This window comes from Pseudomonas sp. SM4, assembly GCF_051913165.1.
In the GTDB taxonomy this organism is placed as follows: domain Bacteria; phylum Pseudomonadota; class Gammaproteobacteria; order Pseudomonadales; family Pseudomonadaceae; genus Aquipseudomonas.
In genome coordinates, this window is record NZ_JBODOE010000009.1 from 155035 (window position 1) to 175777 (window position 20743).

19 protein-coding genes are annotated in these 20743 nt (G+C 56.8%); 3 read left to right on the forward strand and 16 right to left on the reverse strand.

What is annotated here, in order from left to right; genetic code table 11:
* Window positions 1–2: 2 nt before the first annotated feature.
* The 14 genes from glmU to mnmG form a co-directional block, all read right to left on the reverse strand.
* The gene (glmU, locus tag ACQ4MY_RS18195; RefSeq protein ID WP_158830526.1) at window positions 3–1370 is read right to left on the reverse strand and encodes a bifunctional UDP-N-acetylglucosamine diphosphorylase/glucosamine-1-phosphate N-acetyltransferase GlmU; all 1368 of its coding nucleotides are present in this window, start codon (window positions 1368–1370) and stop codon (window positions 3–5) included.
* Between the two features lie 117 nt (window positions 1371–1487).
* On the reverse strand, window positions 1488–1913 hold the full coding sequence (locus ACQ4MY_RS18200) for a F0F1 ATP synthase subunit epsilon (RefSeq protein ID WP_008084424.1): 426 nt from the start codon (window positions 1911–1913) through the stop codon (window positions 1488–1490).
* Between the two features lie 45 nt (window positions 1914–1958).
* Entirely contained in the window at window positions 1959–3338 is a 1380-nt protein-coding gene (atpD, locus tag ACQ4MY_RS18205) for a F0F1 ATP synthase subunit beta (protein WP_008084423.1), read from the reverse strand.
* Window positions 3339–3365: 27 nt separating this feature from the next.
* On the reverse strand, window positions 3366–4226 hold the full coding sequence (atpG, locus tag ACQ4MY_RS18210) for a F0F1 ATP synthase subunit gamma (RefSeq protein WP_008084419.1): 861 nt from the start codon (window positions 4224–4226) through the stop codon (window positions 3366–3368).
* Between the two features lie 50 nt (window positions 4227–4276).
* Entirely contained in the window at window positions 4277–5821 is a 1545-nt protein-coding gene (atpA, locus tag ACQ4MY_RS18215) for a F0F1 ATP synthase subunit alpha (protein ID WP_158830525.1), read from the reverse strand.
* Between the two features lie 21 nt (window positions 5822–5842).
* Window positions 5843–6379 (reverse strand): F0F1 ATP synthase subunit delta, encoded by a 537-nt coding sequence (locus tag ACQ4MY_RS18220; RefSeq protein WP_007911956.1) that lies wholly within the window; start codon window positions 6377–6379, stop codon window positions 5843–5845.
* Between the two features lie 12 nt (window positions 6380–6391).
* The gene (locus ACQ4MY_RS18225) at window positions 6392–6862 is read right to left on the reverse strand and encodes a F0F1 ATP synthase subunit B (RefSeq protein WP_008084415.1); all 471 of its coding nucleotides are present in this window, start codon (window positions 6860–6862) and stop codon (window positions 6392–6394) included.
* A gap of 59 nt (window positions 6863–6921) precedes the next feature.
* On the reverse strand, window positions 6922–7179 hold the full coding sequence (atpE, locus tag ACQ4MY_RS18230; protein ID WP_003097235.1) for a F0F1 ATP synthase subunit C: 258 nt from the start codon (window positions 7177–7179) through the stop codon (window positions 6922–6924).
* 133 nt (window positions 7180–7312) lie between these two features.
* A complete protein-coding gene (gene atpB, locus ACQ4MY_RS18235) occupies window positions 7313–8182 on the reverse strand; it encodes a F0F1 ATP synthase subunit A (RefSeq protein ID WP_008084413.1) in 870 nt (289 codons plus the stop codon).
* A gap of 16 nt (window positions 8183–8198) precedes the next feature.
* On the reverse strand, window positions 8199–8606 hold the full coding sequence (locus tag ACQ4MY_RS18240; protein ID WP_008084411.1) for a F0F1 ATP synthase subunit I: 408 nt from the start codon (window positions 8604–8606) through the stop codon (window positions 8199–8201).
* 148 nt (window positions 8607–8754) lie between these two features.
* Window positions 8755–9627, reverse strand: a complete 873-nt coding sequence (locus ACQ4MY_RS18245; protein ID WP_158830524.1) for a ParB/RepB/Spo0J family partition protein — start codon at window positions 9625–9627, stop codon at window positions 8755–8757.
* Between the two features lie 9 nt (window positions 9628–9636).
* Window positions 9637–10434, reverse strand: a complete 798-nt coding sequence (locus ACQ4MY_RS18250; protein ID WP_008084406.1) for a ParA family protein — start codon at window positions 10432–10434, stop codon at window positions 9637–9639.
* Window positions 10435–10452: 18 nt separating this feature from the next.
* Window positions 10453–11097: a 16S rRNA (guanine(527)-N(7))-methyltransferase RsmG gene (gene rsmG / locus ACQ4MY_RS18255; protein WP_440096040.1), complete on the reverse strand. Its 645-nt coding sequence runs from the start codon at window positions 11095–11097 to the stop codon at window positions 10453–10455.
* Window positions 11094–12992 (reverse strand): tRNA uridine-5-carboxymethylaminomethyl(34) synthesis enzyme MnmG, encoded by a 1899-nt coding sequence (gene mnmG, locus ACQ4MY_RS18260; protein ID WP_008084400.1) that lies wholly within the window; start codon window positions 12990–12992, stop codon window positions 11094–11096. The genes rsmG and mnmG overlap by 4 nt, the downstream gene beginning before the upstream one ends.
* A gap of 568 nt (window positions 12993–13560) precedes the next feature.
* Between mnmG and ACQ4MY_RS18265 the strand changes: the two genes are divergently transcribed.
* The 3 genes from ACQ4MY_RS18265 (at window position 13561) to ACQ4MY_RS18275 (ending at window position 17569) form a co-directional block, all read left to right on the forward strand.
* Window positions 13561–14067 (forward strand): sigma-70 family RNA polymerase sigma factor, encoded by a 507-nt coding sequence (locus ACQ4MY_RS18265; protein ID WP_440096041.1) that lies wholly within the window; start codon window positions 13561–13563, stop codon window positions 14065–14067.
* Window positions 14067–15014 carry a FecR domain-containing protein gene (locus ACQ4MY_RS18270; RefSeq protein ID WP_440096042.1) on the forward strand — a complete coding sequence of 316 codons (948 nt, stop codon included), beginning with the start codon at window positions 14067–14069 and terminating at the stop codon, window positions 15012–15014. Before ACQ4MY_RS18265 ends, ACQ4MY_RS18270 begins: the two co-directional genes overlap by 1 nt.
* 119 nt (window positions 15015–15133) lie before the next feature.
* The gene (locus tag ACQ4MY_RS18275) at window positions 15134–17569 is read left to right on the forward strand and encodes a TonB-dependent siderophore receptor (RefSeq protein ID WP_440096043.1); all 2436 of its coding nucleotides are present in this window, start codon (window positions 15134–15136) and stop codon (window positions 17567–17569) included.
* Between the two features lie 43 nt (window positions 17570–17612).
* Here ACQ4MY_RS18275 and mnmE read toward each other — a convergent pair whose 3' ends face one another.
* Both mnmE and yidC read right to left on the reverse strand, forming a co-directional pair.
* Window positions 17613–18983 (reverse strand): tRNA uridine-5-carboxymethylaminomethyl(34) synthesis GTPase MnmE, encoded by a 1371-nt coding sequence (gene mnmE, locus ACQ4MY_RS18280; RefSeq protein ID WP_008084392.1) that lies wholly within the window; start codon window positions 18981–18983, stop codon window positions 17613–17615.
* A 79-nt stretch (window positions 18984–19062) separates the two neighbouring features.
* A complete protein-coding gene (gene yidC / locus ACQ4MY_RS18285; protein WP_008084390.1) occupies window positions 19063–20742 on the reverse strand; it encodes a membrane protein insertase YidC in 1680 nt (559 codons plus the stop codon).
* Window position 20743 lies beyond the last annotated feature (1 nt).

Below are 20743 nucleotides of genomic sequence, written 5' to 3' on the forward strand. Positions count from 1 at the left end.
ACTCAGCCCTTCTTGATCTTCTCCGGCCGTTTCCAGCCATCAATGTTCTTCTGCCGCGCACGCCCTACCGCCAATTGCGCGTTATCCACATTCTGCGTAATCGTCGACCCAGCCGCCGTGGTAGCACCGTCAGAGATATCCACAGGTGCCACCAACGAGTTGTTGGAGCCAATGAACACGTCCGCGCCCAACACGGTTTTCCACTTGTTGGCGCCGTCGTAGTTGCAGGTGATGGTGCCGGCGCCAACGTTGGTGCGCGCACCGATTTCAGCGTCGCCCAGATACGTCAGGTGACCGGCCTTGGCGCCCTCGCCCATGTGCGCGTTCTTCAATTCAACGAAGTTACCCACATGCGCACGCGCTTCCAGTACGGTGCCCGGGCGCAGACGCGCGAACGGACCGGCATCGCTGCCTTCGCCGAGGATGGCACCTTCGATATGACTGTTGGCCTTGATCACCACGCCTTTACGCAGGGTGCTGTCCTTGATCACACAGTTCGGACCGATCACCACGTCATCTTCGATGACAACATTGCCTTCGAGAATCACGTTGATATCGATCAGCACGTCGCGACCCACGGTCACTTCGCCACGCACATCAAAGCGCGCCGGATCACGCAGGGTCACGCCTTGCGCCATCAAACGGCGACCGGCACGCAACTGATAATGACGCTCCAGCTCGGAGAGTTGCTTGCGATCATTGGCGCCCTGCACTTCCATCGCATCGTGCGGTTGCTCGGTGGCCACCAGCAGACCATCGTTGACCGCCATTTCGATCACGTCGGTCAGGTAGTACTCGCCCTGAGCGTTGTTGTTCGACAGGCGGCTCATCCAGTCGGCCAGACGATTGGCCGGGACGGCGAGAATGCCGGTGTTGCCCTCGGTGATCGCGCGTTGCGCTTCGCTGGCATCTTTGTGCTCAACGATTGCCGTGACTTTGCCATCGGCATCACGAACGATGCGGCCATAGCCGGTCGGGTCATCCAGCTCAACGGTGAGCAAGCCCATTTGCCCGGGCACGACTTGCTTGAGCAGACGTTGCAGGGTTTCGACTTCGATCAGCGGTACGTCACCGTAAAGGATCAGCACGGTGTCGGCAGTAATGAACGGCACAGCCTGGGCGGTGGCGTGGCCGGTGCCCAGTTGCTTGTCCTGCAGGACAAAATTCAGATCGTCGGCCGCCAGGCGTTCACGCACCACGTCGGCGCCATGGCCGATGACCACATGAATGCGCTGTGGATCAAGTTGGCGGGCACTGTGGATAACATGGCCCAACATGGAGTTGCCGGCAATCGGGTGCAACACCTTCGGCAGGGCCGAACGCATACGAGTGCCTTGACCGGCCGCGAGGATAACGATTTCAAGAGACATGACTGGCTACCAATCCTGGGTGGTCAGCAACTGCGACCGGGTTGTAAAAATCGGAAAAGAAAAAAGGGTAGCCGAGGCTACCCTTTTTTATCAATCGCACAACAAGCGGCTGACGGATTAACCGCCAAACTTCTTGCGGATCTGCTGGACGGTGCGCAGCTGAGCTGCAGCCTCGGCCAGACGTGCTGATGCAGCGCTATAGTCGAAATCCGCGCCTTTTTCGTGCAAGGCATTCTCGGCAGCCTTGAGAGCTGCTTGAGCCTGAGCTTCATCCAGATCGGCGGCACGTTGCACGGTATCGGCAAGCACCTTGACCATGTTCGGCTGAACCTCGAGGAAACCACCGGAGATGTAAAACACCTCGGGTTCCCCGCCTTGCTTGATCAGGCGGATAGGACCTGGCTTCAGATTAGTGATCAGCGGCGCGTGACCCAGAGCGATACCAAGATCACCCAGTGCACCGTGCGCAATCACCATCTCGACCAGGCCGGAAAAGATTTCCCCTTCCGCGCTGACGATATCGCAATGGACTGTCATAGCCATCTGATTGCCTCAACCTAAATTAGCGCCCGTTGCCGGGCGCCGGGATTACAGTTTCTTGGCTTTCTCGATCGCTTCTTCGATGCCGCCAACCATGTAGAACGCTTGTTCTGGCAGGTGGTCGTAGTCACCGTTGAGGATGCCTTTGAAGCCAGCAATGGTGTCTTTCAGGGAAACGTATTTACCCGAAGCACCGGTGAAGACTTCAGCCACGAAGAACGGCTGCGACAAGAAGCGCTGGATCTTACGAGCACGGTTTACCAACTGCTTGTCGGCTTCCGACAGCTCGTCCATACCCAGGATCGCGATGATGTCTTTCAGCTCTTTGTAACGTTGCAGAACGTACTGAACGCCGCGAGCGGTGTCGTAGTGGTCCTGGCCGATTACGTTCGGGTCCAGCTGGCGCGAAGTCGAATCCAGTGGATCTACCGCTGGGTAGATACCCAGGGAAGCGATGTCACGGGACAGAACGACGGTGGCGTCCAAGTGGGCGAAGGTGGTCGCTGGCGACGGGTCGGTCAAGTCATCCGCAGGTACGTATACCGCTTGGATCGAAGTGATCGAACCTTCCTTGGTCGAAGTGATACGTTCTTGCAGAACGCCCATCTCTTCAGCCAGGGTCGGCTGGTAACCTACTGCCGAAGGCATACGGCCCAGCAGTGCGGATACTTCAGTACCGGCCAGGGTGTAACGATAGATGTTGTCGACGAACAGCAGAACGTCGTTACCTTCGTCACGGAACTTCTCGGCCATGGTCAGGCCGGTCAGTGCTACGCGCAGACGGTTACCCGGCGGCTCGTTCATCTGACCGTAAACCAGTGCCACTTTGTCCAGAACGTTGGAATCCTTCATCTCGTGGTAGAAGTCGTTACCCTCACGAGTACGCTCACCCACACCGGCGAACACGGAATAACCGCTGTGCTCGATGGCGATGTTACGGATCAGTTCCATCATGTTTACGGTTTTGCCTACACCGGCACCACCGAACAGACCGACTTTACCGCCTTTGGCAAACGGGCAAACCAGGTCGATAACCTTGATGCCGGTTTCCAGCAGGTCGTTGCCGCCTGCCTGTTCAGCGAACGAAGGCGCTGGACGGTGAATGCCCCAACGCTCTTCGGTGTCGATCGGGCCAGCTTCGTCGATCGGGTTACCGAGGACGTCCATGATCCGGCCCAGGGTCGCTTTACCGACCGGTACGGAAATGGCTGCGCCAGAATCGGTAACTTCCAGACCGCGCTTCAAGCCCTCGGTGGAACCCATCGCAATGGTACGAACCACGCCGTCGCCCAGCTGTTGCTGAACTTCCAGAGTGGTGCCGGCATCGCTTATTACTTTCAAAGCGTTGTAGATGCTCGGTACGCTGTCGCGTGGAAATTCCACGTCGATAACGGCGCCGATGATTTGAACGATACGTCCGCTACTCATAGCTGGATCCTCTGAATATTTGAACCGTTAAACCGCGGCAGCGCCGCCGACGATTTCCGAGATCTCTTGGGTGATCGCAGCCTGACGCGCCTTGTTGTAGATCAGCTGCAAATCGCTGATCAAATCACCGGCGTTGTCGGTAGCGTTCTTCATCGCGATCATCCGCGCAGCTTGTTCAGCCGCGTTGTTCTCGACCACCGCCTGGTAGACCTGCGACTCAACGTAGCGGACCATCAAGCCGTCAAGCAGCTCTTTGGCATCCGGTTCGTAGAGATAGTCCCAGTGGTGCTTGAGATCCTGATCCGGGGTGGCCACCAGTGGAATCAACTGCTCCACGGTAGGCTGTTGCGTCATGGTGTTGATGAACTTGTTGGACACCACGGACAGGCGGTCAATACGGCCGTCCAGGTAGGCATCCAGCATCACCTTGACGCTGCCGATCAGATCATTGATCGACGGCTCTTCACCCAGGTGGCTGATAGCTGCAACGACGTTACCGCCGAAGTTACGGAAAAAGGCCGCACCCTTGCTACCAACGACACACAGATCAATCTCGACGCCGTTTTCGCGGTTTACCGCCATGTCCTTGACCAGGGCCTTGAACAGGTTGGTGTTCAAGCCGCCGCACAGACCACGGTCACTGCTCACGACGACATAACCGACACGCTTGATGGCGCGATCGATCATGAACGGGTGGCGGTATTCCGGGTTGGCGTTGGCCAGATGCCCAATAACCTGGCGGATACGCTCCGCATAAGGACGGCTAGCAGCCATGCGCATTTGTGCCTTGCGCATTTTGCTGACCGCCACTTTTTCCATGGCGCTGGTAATCTTTTGCGTGCTTTTGATGCTCGCAATCTTACTGCGAATCTCTTTTGCGCCTGCCATGTAACACCTATCAGGTTAGCAAGCGGGAGCCTCGCGGCTCCCGCTGCGGCTTACCAGGTTTGGGTGGCCTTGAACTTCTCGATACCGGCTTTCATGCCAGCGTCGATTTCGTCATTGAAGTCACCTTTAACGTTGATCTTGGCCATCAAATCGGCGTGATCGCGGTTGAAGAAAGCGATCAGCGCTTGTTCGAAGCTGCCGATCTTGGCGATTTCAACGTCAGTCAGGAACCCACGCTCAGCGGCATACAGCGACAGCGCCATGTCAGCGATCGACATTGGTGCGTATTGCTTCTGCTTCATCAGCTCGGTAACGCGCTGACCATGCTCAAGTTGCTTACGGGTCGCTTCGTCCAGGTCAGAAGCGAACTGGGCGAATGCTGCCAGTTCACGGTACTGAGCCAGAGCGGTACGGATACCACCGGAGAGCTTCTTGATGATCTTGGTCTGAGCGGCACCACCCACACGGGATACCGAAACACCGGCGTTCACTGCAGGGCGGATGCCCGAGTTGAACATGGCCGATTCCAGGAAGATCTGACCGTCGGTGATCGAAATCACGTTGGTCGGAACGAACGCGGAAACGTCGCCAGCCTGGGTTTCGATGATCGGCAGTGCGGTCAGCGAACCGGTTTTGCCGGTCACTGCGCCGTTGGTGAACTTCTCTACGTATTCTTCCGAAACGCGGGATGCGCGCTCCAGCAGACGGGAGTGGAGATAGAACACGTCGCCTGGGTAAGCTTCACGGCCTGGTGGACGGCGCAGCAGCAGGGAAATCTGGCGGTAAGCCACTGCTTGCTTGGACAGATCGTCATAAACGATCAGCGCGTCTTCACCGCGGTCGCGGAAGAATTCACCCATGGTGCAACCGGAGTACGGTGCCAGGAATTGCAGCGCAGGAGATTCCGAAGCACTGGCAGCCACGATGATCGTGTTGGCCAGGGCGCCGTTTTCTTCCAGCTTGCGAACCACGTTGGCGATGGTCGATTGTTTCTGACCGATAGCTACGTAGACGCAGAAAATGCCGCTGTCTTTCTGGTTGATGATCGCGTCGATCGCCAGAGCGGTTTTACCGATCTGGCGGTCACCGATGATCAGCTCACGCTGGCCACGGCCGACAGGGATCATGGCATCGACAGCCTTGTAGCCAGTCTGTACAGGCTGGTCTACCGACTTACGCCAGATCACGCCCGGAGCAACTTTCTCGACCGCGTCGGTCTCGGTGTTGCCCAGTGGACCTTTGCCGTCAACAGGGTTACCCAGTGCGTCGACTACGCGACCCAGCAGTTCCTTACCAACAGGAACTTCGAGGATGCGGCCGGTGCACTTGGCGCTCATGCCTTCAGCCAGAGACTGGTAAGCGCCCAATACAACGGCACCTACGGAGTCTTGCTCCAGGTTGAGGGCCATACCGTAGACGCCGCCCGGAAACTCGATCATCTCGCCGTACATGACGTCGGCCAGACCGTGAATCCGCACGATGCCGTCAGATACGCTGACGACAGTGCCTTCGTTACGGGCTTGGGAGGTCACATCGAGCTTGTCGATGCGGCCCTTGATAATTTCACTTATTTCGGAAGGATTGAGTTGCTGCATTGCTCTGCTGCCCCTTCAAACTCAAGATTTCAATGCTTCGGCAAGTTTCGCGATTTTGCCGCGAATCGAGCCATCGATAACCAGGTCGCCGGCGCGGATAACGACACCACCTATTAGGGCAGCATCCTCCGCAACTTGCAGGCGCACTTCCCGGTTGAGTCGTGCACTGAGAACCTTGGCGAGTTTGTCTTGCTGTTCTTGGTTCAATGCGAAAGCACTGGTCACTTCAACGTCTACCGACTTCTCTTGTTCGGCCTTGTACAGGTCGAAAAGAGCGGCAATCTCCGGCAGAAGCGGGAGACGGTCGTTTTCGGCAACGACATTGATGAAGTTCTGTGCCTTGGCATCAAACTTGTCGCCGCACACGTCAATAAACGTGGCGGCCTTTTCTGCGCTCGTCAGTCGCGGGGCCTTGAGCACGCGCTGCATGGTGTCATCTTGTGACACCGCTGCAGCCAGGCCGAGCATGGCTGACCAATTGGCCAGTTGCTGGTGGGCCTGAGCGTGCTCGAAGGCCGCCTTAGCGTAAGGTCGGGCCAACGTGGTCAGTTCTGCCATGATCGCCCTCGCTTAGATTTCAGCAGCCAGTTGGTTAACCAGCTCTGCGTGCGCGTTTTGATCGATTGTGGCACCCAGGATCTTCTCGGCGCCGCCGACAGCCAGCATACCCACTTGGGCGCGCAGCTTGTCTTTGACACTGTTCAGTTCCTGTTCGATCTCGGCTTGAGCCTGAACCTTCACACGGTCAGCGTCGACACGGGCCTTTTCAACGGCCTCTTCGACAATCTGGTTACCGCGTTTCTTGGCTTGCTCGATGATTTCAGCTGCCTGAGCTTTCGCTTCGCGCAGTTGCTGACCCGCTTTTTCTTGGGCCAACTCCAGGTCGCGAGCTGCTCGGCTGGCAGCGTCCAGACCATCAGCGATCTTCTTTTGACGTTCGTGCAGGGCAGTGATGACCGGAGGCCATACATACTTCATGCAGAACAGTACAAAAATCAGGAACGCAACGGACTGGCCAATCAGGGTCGCATTAATGTTCACGCCAACACCTCGCAGTTACGTTGTCCATCACATCAAATTACTCGGAAGAATCCGGGTAATTAGCCAGCGATCTGACCAACGAACGGGTTCGCAAAGGTGAAGAACAGAGCGATACCAACACCGATCATGGTTACGGCGTCGAGCAGACCGGCAACGATGAACATTTTAACTTGCAGCATTGGAACCATTTCTGGCTGACGCGCTGCGCCTTCCAGGAACTTGCCGCCCAGCAGGCCGAAACCAATTGCGGTACCCAGTGCGCCCAGGCCGATCAACAGTGCAACAGCGATAGCGGTTAGACCAACTACAGTTTCCATCTTTCCTCCCGACTTTTACGTCGTATGGTTTAGGTTTTTTAGATTAAAGCGGTAAAACAAATCGTTTCAGGTGCCCTGTGAAGAGCCCCTTCCCGTTTGACCGGGAAGGACATCAGACTAGTCGAGACTGGTCTTAATGGTTTTCTTCGTGCGCCATCGACAGGTAGACGATGGTCAGCATCATGAAGATGAACGCCTGCAGGGTGATGATCAGGATGTGGAACACAGCCCAAGCCCACTGCAGAACAACGCCCAGGCCGCTCAGCCAGAGCAGACCGCTGCCGAACATCACAGCGATCAGGATGAACACCAGCTCACCGGCATACATGTTGCCGAACAGACGCAGAGCCAGAGAGATCGGTTTAGCGATCAGGGTCACGAATTCCAGCAGGAAGTTCACCGGGATCAGCAGGGCCTGAACAAAGATGTTCTTGCTGCCGAACGGGTGCAGGGTCAGTTCGCCGATGAAGCCGCCGATGCCCTTGACCTTGATGCTGTAGAAAATGATCAGTGCGAAAACCGACAACGCCATGCCCAGGGTCGCGTTCGGGTCGGTGGTCGACACGGCGCGGAACGGGATGTGGTGATCACCGGTGATCAGGATGGCCAGCTGAGGAATCCAGTCGACCGGGATCAGGTCGACTGCGTTCATAAGGAACACCCAGACGAAGATGGTCAGTGCCAGCGGTGCAATCACCGGGCTACGGCCATGGAAGCTGTCTTTCACGCTGCCATCGACGAATTCGACCAATACTTCAACGAAGTTCTGCAAAGCACCCGGTTGACCCGAAGTCGCCTTCTTTGCCGCCATGCGGAAAAGAAAAACGAAGATCAGACCCAACGCGACCGACCAGCCGAGAGTATCGACGTGGAAAGCCCAGAAGCCCATTTCCTTGGCTTCTGCTGCGGTATGGGCAAAGCCCCAGCCGCCGTTAGGTAGCTGACCGAAGGTCAGGTTCTGCAAGTGGTGCTGGATATAGCCCGAAGCGGTTGTTTCTGCCATGGTTGCCTCAAACGCCCTAAGGTCTCGAAAGTCTTGTTCTCATCAGCAGGGGAGCGAACCAGCTGACCGACTGAGTCAGCACGAACACGCCGAATACAGCTATCGGCGCCAGTGGCTTCACACCTGCAAACACCAGCGCAAAAAGCACTGCTGTCAAAATCAGTTTGCCTGCCTCGCCGGCATAAAAAGACCGGACGATGGACTGGGCTGCTCGGGCGCCGGAAAACCGAAATGCCTTGTGAGCGAAATAAACATTGGGCAGCAAGGCTATCAGGCCTCCGCAAAGTCCCGAGTATCCGGCAACGACTCCGTGCCATTGCCAGAGCGCCAAAGCGGCAATCAGCAAAATGACAAATTGAGCCATTAACACCGGAAAAACTGCCAGGCGATGGAACGGCAGGCGGTTTGGCTTGCGGGTTTCCATCACTATTGCTCTCCAATGGTCGGCTGCCAGAATTCAATAACTTGGCATAATTTGTGCCGACAAAATGCGCGCAGAGTATAGGGGCGGTTCTGCCCCTATTCAACTGTCAGGTAGTGATTTCCGACTGCGCGCTACATGAGGAAATGTTTCAGCGGATGTGTGCGAGCACACCTTGAAGCTCATCGAGCGAGTTATAACCGATCACCAACTGACCCTTTCCCTTCTTGCCGTGGCGAATCTGCACCGCAGAGCCTAGGCGCTCGGCCAGACGCTGTTCGAGGCGGGCGATATCCGGATCGGGTTTGCTGGCTTCCACAGGCTCCGGTTTGCCACTCAACCACTGGCGAACCAGTGCTTCAGTTTGGCGCACGGTCAGGCCGCGTGCGACAACATGTCGCGCCCCTTCGACCTGCTGATTGTCCGGCAGACCGAGCAATGCACGGGCATGACCCATTTCCAGGTCGCCGTGGGACAGCATGGTCTTGATGACTTCCGGCAGCGCAATCAGACGCAACAGGTTGGCCACTGTGACGCGGGACTTGCCCACCGCCTCGGCGACCTGTTGCTGCGTCAGCTGGAATTCCTGCTGCAAACGCTGCAAGGCCACCGCTTCTTCGATCGGGTTGAGGTCTTCGCGCTGGATGTTCTCGATCAGCGCGATGGCGATCGCGGTTTCATCCGGTACATCACGGACCATCGCCGGGATGGTTTCCTGGCCGGCCTGCTGGCTCGCGCGCCAGCGGCGTTCACCGGCGATGATTTCAAAGCGGCCACCGCCAATCGGGCGCACCACGATCGGCTGCATCACGCCTTGTGCCTTGATCGACAGCGCCAGCTCTTCCAGCGCCTGCGGATCCATGTCGCGACGCGGCTGGTACTTGCCACGCTGCAGCAGATCCAGCGGCAGGTGCTGCAGCTCACGGGTGTCAGCCTGCGCGGCTTGTTCTTCCAGCGCGCTGACGGTCGGACCACTCAGCAGTGCATCCAGTCCACGTCCGAGACCTCGTTTCTTGACGGCCATGGGGATTCCTTAAGTTGCCTGAGCGGCGGCGATGCGTGAATTTTTGCGCTGACGACGAACCATCTCGCCGGCCAGGGCCAGGTAAGCCAGGGCGCCGCGCGATTGCTTGTCGTAAGCCAGCGCCGGCATGCCGTAGCTTGGCGCTTCGGCCAGACGGATGTTGCGCGGGATCACCGTATCGTAAAGCTGATCGCCGAAGTGTTCCTTGAGCTGCGCCGAAACGTCGTTCATCAGGCTCAGGCGCGGGTCGTACATGGTGCGCAGCAAACCTTCGACTTTCAGGTTCGGATTGAGCAGTTCGGCGATGCGCTTGATGTTATCCACAAGGTCGCTCAGACCTTCGAGCGCAAAGTACTCGCACTGCATGGGGATAATTACCCCGTCAGCAGCGACCAGTGCGTTCAGCGTCAGCATCGACAGCGACGGCGGGCAGTCGATCAAAATGTAATCGTAGTTTTCACGGATCGGCGCCAGCGCGCTGCGCAGACGACTTTCCTTCATCTGCATTTCCAGCAGCACCACTTCAGCCGCCGTCAGATCGCGGTTGGCCGGCAGCAGTTGATAACCGCCATGCTCGGAATAGTGCATGGCCTGGGCCAGATCGCATTCGCCGATCAGCAGGTCGTAGACCGAGTTTTCCAGGCCGTGTTTATCCACACCGCTACCCATGGTGGCGTTGCCCTGTGGATCGAGATCGATCAACAGCACCCGGCGCTTGGTCGCGACCAGGGATGCTGCGAGGTTGATGCAGGTGGTGGTCTTGCCCACACCACCCTTTTGGTTCGCTATCGCGAATACCTTAGCCATTCTTGCTTGTGTTCCCAATCATGCCGTGCGGCGCAGTATCAGCAGATGGCGTTGGCCTTGGCAACCGGGTACGGCCAGGGCGTGTTCGCTATCGAGTTTGAAGTCTGCCGGCAATGCTACCAGCTCATCGGCCGGATGAACGCCCTTCATTGCCAGCCAGCGTGTATCGGCATCGCCGAGATGGCGAGTCCAGTTGGTGAAGTTCTCCATGCTGCTGAACGCCCGGGAAATGATCCCGTTGAACGGCTCTGCAGGCTGGAAAGCTTCGACACGACTGTGGATAACTTGCAGGTTATCCAGTTTGAGTTCGAGTTTGACCTGGGTCAGGAAGCGGGTTTTCTTGCCGTTGCTGTCCAGACAGGTCACTTGCGAGTCCGGATACAGGATCGCCAACGGGATCCCCGGCATGCCGCCGCCGCTGCCGACGTCGAGCCAACGACCGTTTTCGATGAACGACATCACGCTGAGACTATCGAGCAAGTGGCGCGAAACCATTTCGTCCGGATCGCGCACCGCGGTCAGGTTGTAGGCCTGGTTCCATTTGATCAACAGGGCCAGATAACCCAACAGCAACCCGTGCTGGGTTTCAGTGAGATTAACACCGAGCTCGCGGGCTCCTGTGGATAACTCTTCGGCGTGTTGCGAAGTGACCTTAGAACTCAAGCGCTTTGCTCCAACTGACGGCCCGCGCCGCGTTTTTTCAAATGAATCATCAACAGCGAAATCGCTGCCGGGGTCACGCCCGGGATCCGAGAAGCCTGGCCCAGCGTCTCTGGTCGAGTCGCGCCGAGCTTGCTCTGGATCTCCTTGGAGAGACCGGAAATGTTGGTGTAATCGATATCCACAGGCAATTTCGTGTCTTCACTGGCGCGCAGACGGGCGATTTCGTCCTGTTGACGGTCGATGTAACCGGCGTATTTGGTCTTGATTTCAACCTGCTCGGCGACCTGTGGATCTTCGGCGCCGTTGCCGGTCACTTCGACCAGACCAGCGTAGTCGATTTCCGGACGGCTCAAGAGGTTGAGCAAGTTGTATTCGTGGGTCAGCGGCGTGCCGAATTTCTCGGCAATCGCATCGCCCTGCTGCGTGTTCGGGCGAACCCAGGTGCTTTTCAGGCGCTGCTCTTCGAGTTCGATGCTTTCGCGCTTCTTGCAGAAGGCCGCCCAACGCGCGTCATCGACCAAACCGAGCTCGCGACCTTTTTCGGTCAAACGCAGGTCGGCGTTGTCCTCGCGCAGGATCAGGCGGTACTCGGCACGGGAAGTGAACATACGGTACGGCTCTTGGGTACCGAGGGTGATCAGGTCGTCGACCAACACGCCGATGTAGGCTTCATCGCGACGCGGGCACCAGGCTTCTTTGCCCTTGGCGCGCAGTGCGGCGTTGGCGCCAGCGAGCAAACCTTGCGCGCCGGCCTCTTCGTAACCGGTGGTGCCGTTGATTTGCCCGGCGAAGAACAGACCGCCGATGACTTTGGTCTCGAGGCTGTACTTCAAATCTCGCGGATCGAAGTAGTCGTACTCGATCGCATAACCCGGACGCACGATGTGCGCGTTTTCCATGCCACGGATCGATTGCACGATCTGCAATTGCACGTCGAACGGCAAGCTTGTGGATATCCCGTTCGGATACAGCTCATGGGTGGTCAAACCTTCCGGCTCGATAAACACCTGATGGCTTTCCTTGTCGGCAAAGCGATGGATCTTGTCTTCGATCGACGGGCAATAGCGCGGGCCGATGCCTTCGATTTCACCGGCAGCGGAATACATCGGCGAACGATCGAGATTCGCAGCAATGATTTCGTGGGTACGTGCGTTGGTGTGCGTAATCCAGCAACTGACCTGGCGTGGATGCTGTTCTTTGTTGCCCATGAACGACATCACCGGGATCGGCGTATCGCCCGGTTGCTCGGTCATCACCGAGAAATCCACAGATTTGCCGTCGATACGCGGCGGTGTACCGGTTTTCAAGCGACCGACACGCAGTGGCATCTCACGCAGACGGTGAGCCAGGGCGATCGACGGTGGATCACCGGCGCGACCGCCGGAAAAATTCTGCAAACCGATGTGGATAAGTCCGCCGAGGAACGTACCGGTGGTCAACACCACGGAATCGGCGAAGAACCGCAGACCCATTTGCGTGACAACACCGCGGACTTGTTCCTGCTCGACGATCAGGTCATCAGCAGCTTGTTGAAATATCCACAAGTTCGGCTGATTTTCCAGAATTTCGCGGACAGCGGCCTTGTACAAAATCCGGTCAGCTTGCGCACGGGTCGCCCGTACAGCTGGACCTTTGCGGCTGTTCAACACACGAAACTGGATGCCGCCCAAGTCGGTAGCTGTGGCCATCGCGCCGCCGAGGGCATCGATTTCCTTGACCAGATGGCTTTTGCCAATGCCACCGATGGCCGGGTTGCAACTCATGGCACCGAGGGTTTCCACGTTATGCGTCAGCAACAGGGTTTTTGCCCCCATACGTGCTGAGGCCAGTGCTGCCTCGGTACCGGCATGACCGCCGCCGATGACGATCACTTCAAAACGGGAAGGGAAATCCACCACGCACCTCGTGCCTGCTTAAGTAGGTAATTCAGGAATAGTTTGAGATCAGGTTTTTGAACCTGGTCGACAAGTATAGGGACTTCGCCCTTCCTAAAGAACCCTTTGCACAAAATTTAACCAGCTGTGGAGAACTCGAGGTTAAAAGAATAAAAAAGAGAGAAATTTATAAAACCTTTGTTTTTATGTTTATTTCTACTGAGCCTACTTTCTGTGGATAGATCTCTACAGGCCTTTGTTTTCAATATGTACAGAGATTCAAAACCCTGTGTTCATGTGCCAATGAGGGCCTTGGATAACCGGTTTAAGCCTGTGGATGAAATGGGTGGTTATCCACAGAGGGGTTTATGTCCAGTTTTCAGGCCCTGTTATCAACTGCCCTTAGTGGCAGTTATTCACAGGGCTTAATCCACAGAAAAACGATAAAACGCCTTTCCAGAGTGCAAAAAAAACACAGCGAGGGTTCGCTGGCGATAAAGAAGCCGATGGAGGGAAGTGCGCGGGCTATTGTGAGAGAACGTAACAGGGGCTAATAATAGGCATTATCATTAACTCGTCAGTTTTCCCCATGTCCCTACCCGCCCACACTGCTGCGATCGAGCGAATCTACGAGCAACACCATTCGTGGCTACATGGCTGGCTCAAGGGAAAATTGCATGACGCCTGCGATGCAGCCGATGTGGCGCATGACACGTTCGTGCGGATTCTGGCGGCACGTAATGCCGCACAGATTCGCGAGCCACGTGATTATCTGGCGACCATTGCACGCGGTCTGGTGATTGACCGCTATAGAAGACAGGCTATCGAAGCCGCCTATTTGCAGACCCTCGCGGCTCGACCGGAAGCCACTGCCATCAGCGAGGAAGACAAGGCGCTGATCATCGAAACCCTGGTCGCTGTGGATAAAGCCTTGGCCGGGCTTGGCGCCAGAAGCCAAAAAATCTTTATGCTCTCGCAGATCGATGGCCTGACTTATCAACAGATCGCTCAGCAATTGAAGGTTTCGCTGACCACGGTGAAGAAGCACATGATCCGAGCGCTGACGGAATGTGCCCTGATCATGGCGCAACGTTGATGGCCATCGCCCCCAATCGCCAGATCTTCGAAGCAGCCGCCAGTTGGTATGTGCAGTTTCAGGCTGATCCGCCAACGCTCGCCGAACAAAAGGCCTGGCAGTTGTGGATAGATAGCGACCCGGCGCATCTGGCGGCGTGGAACCAGATGGAACAATTGCAGCGCCACCTCGGCACGCTGCCACAGGATCTGAAACGTCGCGCATTAAATACCGGTCAGCAACGTCGCCAAGTGCTGAAATTGTTGCTGCTCGCAGCGGGAACGGGGTTTGTAGGCTGGAATGTTCAGCAACACACTTCCTTGGGAAATGTCTGGGCCGACTATAAAACCGGCGTTGGCCAGCGTCGCAATATCACATTGGCGGATGGCAGCCACATTCAACTCAACACCGACACTGCGATTGATGTGTCTTTCGACCCGGCGCAGCGGCTGATTCGCCTGCGCTCCGGCGAGATCCTCATTCAAACCGGAAAGCTGGGTGATCAACGGCCCTTTTTCGTCGAAACCCGGGATGGCCGGATTCAAGCACTCGGCACTCGTTTCTCCGTTCACCAGCTATCGAGTTCTACCCGAGTTGGAGTGCTGGAAGACCGGGTCAGTGTTCAGCCCGGTGATACTTCAACGACCGCAAAAATCTTGCAGGCAGGCGAAGGCGCTGATTTTGATCGTCAGCACATAGGGCTCATTCATCCATTCAAATCCTCCGAAGTGGCGTGGATCAACGGCCAATTGATCGTCCTCGATGCGCGCTTGGGCGATGTGATTGAAGAATTGGGCCGTTATCGCAGCGGGATTTTGCATTGCGACGCGCGTGCCCGGGAGTTGCGGGTTTCCGGGACATTCCGCCTCAATTCAACCGACGCTGTCCTGGCCAATCTTCAGGCATCACTGCCGATCAACGTGCGCTACTTCAGCCGTTACTGGGTTTCGATCAGCCACAACGCTTGACCGAAATGTCACTTGGGCAAAATAAATCGACAACAGGGTTATCTTTTTTTGCCCTTACCCGGCCCTACAGGTAATCGCGATAAACGCGGCTCTTTGCCACCTTCAGGGCTTATCCACACATGCGTCTTCCCACGTTTCGTCAGCGTTTTTCCTACCACTGCATTGCTTACAGCCTCCTAATGACCAGTGCCGCTTCCTGCCTGGTGGTTAGCCATAACGCCGTTGCTGCATCGGCAGCCCAGCGTTATGCCATCGCCGCCGGCCCGCTGGACAATGCATTGAGCCAGTTCGCCTCGGCCGCAAACGTGATCCTGTCATTCTCGCCGCAACAAACCAGCCGATTGCGCAGTGCCGGGTTGAACGGCAATTTCACCGTCGACCAGGGATTCGCCCAACTGCTGCAAGGCTCGGGTTTGCAAGCCGTACCCCAAGCGCCGGGCAGCTACATTCTGCAGGCTCTATCCAATGGTGACTCGCTGGAACTGGCCCCAACCAACATCAATGGTCAGTTGGCCAACCCGATGAATCTGGATTACGCCGCCGACGTCGGCTACAAGGCGCAGAACAGCCGGATCGGTACGAAAACCAGTACGCCTTTGTCGGAAACGCCGCGCTCAGTGTCAGTCGTCACCGCCCAACGCATGAGGGATCAGAAATCTCAGACGCTCACCGAAGTGCTCGGCTACGTGCCGGGAATCTTCGCGCCACCCTTTGCCGCCGGCGACAGCCTGGCCGGAGACCTGTTCTATATTCGCGGTTTCAACGCCACCGATTACGGCTACGGTCTGTTGCGCGATGGACTACGCGTTCAGGGCAATCGTTATGACACCAGCACCGAGCCTTACGGGCTGGAGCGGGTAGAGATTTTCCGCGGCCCATCTTCTCTGCTGTATGGGGAAAACGCTCCGGGCGGTCTGGTCAATCTGGTGAGCAAACGACCGACCGCCGCACCGCAAGGCGAAGTGCAATTGGGTTATGGATCGAACAATCGCCGGCAGATCGGCGTTGATGTCTCCGGCCCGCTCAATGACAGCGGCAACGTGCTCGGGCGCGTGGTGATGCTTGGGCGCAAGTCCGACACCCAGACCGATCACGTTCCGGATGACCGTATCTACATCGCGCCATCGCTGACCCTGAATTTCGACGATTACAACACGCTGACCCTGCTGGCCAACTACCAGAAGGATCACACCAACATGGAACTTGGCCTACCGGCCGCCGGGACTTTGCTGACCAACCCCAACGGCAAGTTATCCAAAGGCACCATGCTCGGCGACCCGGACTGGAATACCTTCGAACGGGAAACCTGGAGCACAGGTTACGAGTTCAGCCACTCGTTCAACGACGATTGGCAGTTCCGCCAGAATTCGCGCTACATGCAGTCGCGCATTACCCGCCACGAAACCTGGCCGGGCAACCTCAACAACGCCGGGTTTGGCACACGCCTGAACATGACGGCGTACGATCGCTTCAACAAATCGATGGTGTACTCGCTGGATAACCAGCTGGAAGGCAAATTCCAGGTCGGTGGTCTGGAGAACACCGTGCTGTTCGGCGCCAGCTATGACCGTACCTCGTTCAATCAGGACTGGAACGCCGGCATCGTCGGGCCGATTGATGTGTATAACCCGGTATACCTGCGTGATCCAACCACACCGATTGCCGTGCAAAACACCTTGCTTGAGCAACAGATGAAAGGGGTTTATGCACAGATCCAGAGCAAGTATGACCATTGGCTGTTCCTGCTCGGTGGCCGTCAGGATTGGGTCGACAGTGATTTTCGCGACAAGGTCGCTCAGTCGAGCGACATCAGTTCCGAGGACAAGAAGTTCACCTATCAGGGCGGGGTGATGTATCAGTTCGACAATGGCATGACGCCGTATGTCAGCTATTCCACCTCGTTCGTGCCGGTGCAGCAGATTTCCAATGCCGGCGCGCCACTCGACCCGATCACCAGCAGCCAATATGAAGTGGGCCTGAAGTACGAACCGATCGGCTGGGACACTGCCTTCACAGCATCGGTGTATGACCTGCGCAAAAAGGACGACACCTACTTCGACGCCACCACGTCGAGTTATCGCCAAGTGGGCGAAAGCCGTTCCAAGGGTGTGGAACTGGAACTCAACAGCAACCTGACCCAGAACCTCAACGTCACTGCGGCTTATACCTACACCGACGCGCGAATCACCAAGGATGCCGCGACGTCATTGGTCAAAGGCCATCAAATGACCGGCGTGCCGCGTAATCAGGCCTCGGTATGGGCGAAATACCGTTTCCTCGATGGCGATCTGAAAGGTTTGTATGTGGGTGGCGGTGTGCGTTATTTCGACAGTGCCTTCGCTTACACATCGCCTTCTCTGTACGGGAAGCTGGATGCCGGCGACGTCACCTTGGTGGATGCGGCCATCGGTTATCAGATCGATACGCACTGGAGCGTCGACCTGAATGCGAAGAACCTGTTCGACAAGGAGTATGTGTCGGGTTGCAACGATGCTGGCCGTTGCTACTGGGGTGAAGATCGCACCCTGCTCGGTACGGTTTCCTATAACTGGTAAAACGAAAAAGGGGCTGTGGATAAATTGTCCACAGCCCCTTTTTTCATTTGCCGATACAGAAACTGGAAAAAATTCGTCCCAACAGATCATCAGAGCTGAAAGCCCCGGTTATTTCGCCGAGAGAATGCTGAGCCTGGCGCAAATCCTCCGCCAGTAACTCTCCGGCGCCAGCCAAGGTCAGCTGGGCGCGGCCGTGTTCAAGTGCCGCACTGGCGTGGCGCAAAGCCTCCAGATGCCGGCGGCGTGCGCTGAAACTGCTTTCCGAGGTTTGCTCGTAACCCATGCACGCCTTGAGATGATCGCGCAACAGGTCCAGACCTTCACCGGCCGACTTGGCGCTGAGACTGATGGTCACGTGCCCGTCTTCACTGGTTTCCAGAACAATGGCCTCGCCAGTTAGATCGGCTTTGTTGCGGATCAAGGTGACTTTGGCCGGATCCGGCCGGGTTTCGAGGAATTCCGGCCACAGGGCAAACGGATCCAGCGCTTCCGGCGCGGTCGCATCGACCACTAACAACACTCGGTCGGCTTCACCAATGGCTTTCAATGCCCGTTCAACCCCGATCTTTTCCACATGATCATCGGTATCACGCAGGCCAGCGGTATCGACAACGTGCAACGGCATGCCGTCGATGTGGATATGTTCACGGAGGATGTCGCGAGTGGTGCCGGCGATCTCGGTAACGATTGCCGCTTCCCGTCCTGCCAACGCATTCAACAAGCTCGACTTGCCAGCATTCGGCCTACCGGCAATCACCACGGTCATTCCATCGCGCAGCAACGCGCCCTGCCCGGCTTCGCGCAGCACTGTGGATAATTCATCGCGCACTTTGTCGAGCATGCTCAGCACATGGCCATCGGCGAGGAAGTCGATTTCTTCTTCCGGGAAATCGATGGCGGCTTCGACGTAGATGCGCAGGCCGATCAGCTGTTCGGTCAAGTTATGCACACGTTGCGAGAACGCGCCCTGCAGAGAACGCAGCGCATTACGTGCAGCCTGTGCAGAACTGGCTTCGATCAAATCGGCAATCGCCTCGGCTTGCGCCAGGTCGAGTTTGTCATTGAGGAAGGCGCGTTCGCTGAATTCCCCCGGGCGCGCCAGACGGCAGCCCAGTTCCAGGCAGCGCTTGAGCAACATGTCCAGAACGATCGGGCCGCCGTGGCCCTGTAATTCCAGAACGTCTTCACCGGTGAACGAGTTCGGCCCGGGAAAATACAGCGCCAGACCTTCGTCGAGCACCTGTTTGTCGTCAGTGAAAAACGGGCCGTAATGGGCGTAACGCGGTTTCAGTTCGCGGCCGCTGATGGCTTTTGCCGCCACGCTGGCCAACGGCCCGGAAATACGGACGATGCCCACACCACCACGACCTTGAGCGGTGGCGACAGCGGCGATGGTTTCACGAGGTACGCTCATTAACCGGAATCCAGACAGAAATGACAGATAGCAAAACGCCCCACTAGGGGGCGTTTTGAGTGGTTATCCACAGTGTAAATCAAGCGGCTGCTTTGGTAGCCCGTTCGATCTTACGTGTGATGTACCACTGTTGGGTGATGGACAGGCAGTTGTTCACAACCCAGTACAGCACCAGACCCGCCGGGAACCACAGGAAGAAGAAGGTGAAGATGATTGGCATCATTTTCATGACCTTCGCCTGCATCGGATCCGGAGGAGTCGGGTTCAGCTGCTGCTGGATAAACATGGTTGCGCCCATGATGATCGGCAGAATGAAGAACGGATCCTTGATCGACAGGTCCGTGATCCACAGCATGAACGGCGCCTGGCGCATTTCCACGCTTTCCAGCAGAACCCAGTACAGAGAAAGGAAAACCGGCATCTGCACGAGGATTGGCAAGCAACCACCCAGCGGATTGATCTTCTCTTTCTTGTACAGCTCCATCATGGCTTGCGACATTTTCTGCCGGTCATCGCCATGTTGTTCTTTCAAAGCAGCCAGTTTCGGTGCAACGGCACGCATGCGCGCCATCGATTTGTAGCTGGCAGCCGACAGAGGGAAGAACAGACCCTTGATCAGCATGGTCAGGAAAATGATCGACCAGCCCCAGTTACCAACGATCGCGTGGATGTGTTGCAGCAACCAGAAGATTGGCTGGGCAATGAACCACAGAATGCCGTAGTCGACGGTCAGTTCCAGACCTGGGGACAACTCTTTCAGCACAGCCTGGCTTTTCGGACCGGCATACAGCACAGCGCTGGTTTCAACTTTGGCACCTGGTGCAGCGGTCAGTGTTGGACCGGTGTAACCGATGATGTAGTTGCCTTTGCTGTCTTTACGGGTCTGAACGACGTTGTTTTCGCCCTTCGCCGGAATCCACGCGGTCACGAAGTAGTGTTGCAGCCAGGCTACCCAACCACCGGTGACGGTTTCTTTCAACTGCGCCTTGTCCATGTCCTTCATGGACACTTTCTTGTACGGCTCCGAACTTGTCCACAGGGCAGCGCCCAGGTAAGTCGCGGTGCCAGTAGCAGTGGTGGACGAAGGGTCAGCGCTGTTATCACGCTTCAACTGAGCAAACATTGCGCCGTTCCAGGGCTGAGCGCTCTGGTTATCCACAATGTAGGAAACGGCTACATCATACAGGCCGCGTTTCAGGGTGAAACGCTTGATGTAATTGACGCCGTCCTTGCTGAACTTCAGGTCTACGACCAGTTGGTCCTGACCGTCAGCCAGTTGATAAGTCTTCTTCTCCGAGGAGTAGATCGGACGACCGGCCGGATTTGCGTCCGGGCCGTTGGTGCCGATCAGACCGCTTTGGGCCAGATAAACACGTTCGCCGCCGTTATCGAACAGCTGGAACGGAACATCAGGACGATCCTGACGACGTGGATACAGAGGCAAGGTCAGTTGAGCAACATCACCACCTTGTGGATCGATCGCGAGATCGAGCACGTCGGTTTTGATCTGGATCAGATCCTTGCTGGCGGCTACCGGCGTTTCGGCAGGTGCGCTGGTATCGCTAGCGGCGCGCGGAATATCGTCACTGGCGGCAGCATTATTGCCAGTGGCGGTGTCCGGCAAACCGGATGTAGTCGTACTGGAAGCAACATTCTGAGTCGGCAGGGCAGCCTGACCGTAGTCCTGGTTCCATTTAAGGACCATAACGTAGGCCACGATTGCCAGGGCGACGATCAGGATCGTGCGTTTGATATCCATG

Coding starts and splice junctions, on each gene's coding strand:
- atpA (WP_158830525.1), bottom strand. CDS start 5,821: ATGCAGCAACTCAATCCTTCCGAAATAAGTGAAATTATCAAGGGCCGC.
- ACQ4MY_RS18270 (WP_440096042.1), top strand. CDS start 14,067: ATGGCCATCGCCCCCAATCGCCAGATCTTCGAAGCAGCCGCCAGTTGG.
- atpB (WP_008084413.1), bottom strand. CDS start 8,182: ATGGCAGAAACAACCGCTTCGGGCTATATCCAGCACCACTTGCAGAAC.
- glmU (WP_158830526.1), bottom strand. CDS start 1,370: ATGTCTCTTGAAATCGTTATCCTCGCGGCCGGTCAAGGCACTCGTATG.
- ACQ4MY_RS18275 (WP_440096043.1), top strand. CDS start 15,134: ATGCGTCTTCCCACGTTTCGTCAGCGTTTTTCCTACCACTGCATTGCT.
- ACQ4MY_RS18250 (WP_008084406.1), bottom strand. CDS start 10,434: ATGGCTAAGGTATTCGCGATAGCGAACCAAAAGGGTGGTGTGGGCAAG.
- mnmE (WP_008084392.1), bottom strand. CDS start 18,983: ATGAGCGTACCTCGTGAAACCATCGCCGCTGTCGCCACCGCTCAAGGT.
- atpE (WP_003097235.1), bottom strand. CDS start 7,179: ATGGAAACTGTAGTTGGTCTAACCGCTATCGCTGTTGCACTGTTGATC.
- atpG (WP_008084419.1), bottom strand. CDS start 4,226: ATGGCAGGCGCAAAAGAGATTCGCAGTAAGATTGCGAGCATCAAAAGC.
- ACQ4MY_RS18265 (WP_440096041.1), top strand. CDS start 13,561: ATGTCCCTACCCGCCCACACTGCTGCGATCGAGCGAATCTACGAGCAA.
- yidC (WP_008084390.1), bottom strand. CDS start 20,742: ATGGATATCAAACGCACGATCCTGATCGTCGCCCTGGCAATCGTGGCC.
- ACQ4MY_RS18220 (WP_007911956.1), bottom strand. CDS start 6,379: ATGGCAGAACTGACCACGTTGGCCCGACCTTACGCTAAGGCGGCCTTC.
- atpD (WP_008084423.1), bottom strand. CDS start 3,338: ATGAGTAGCGGACGTATCGTTCAAATCATCGGCGCCGTTATCGACGTG.
- ACQ4MY_RS18245 (WP_158830524.1), bottom strand. CDS start 9,627: ATGGCCGTCAAGAAACGAGGTCTCGGACGTGGACTGGATGCACTGCTG.
- ACQ4MY_RS18200 (WP_008084424.1), bottom strand. CDS start 1,913: ATGGCTATGACAGTCCATTGCGATATCGTCAGCGCGGAAGGGGAAATC.
- ACQ4MY_RS18240 (WP_008084411.1), bottom strand. CDS start 8,606: ATGGAAACCCGCAAGCCAAACCGCCTGCCGTTCCATCGCCTGGCAGTT.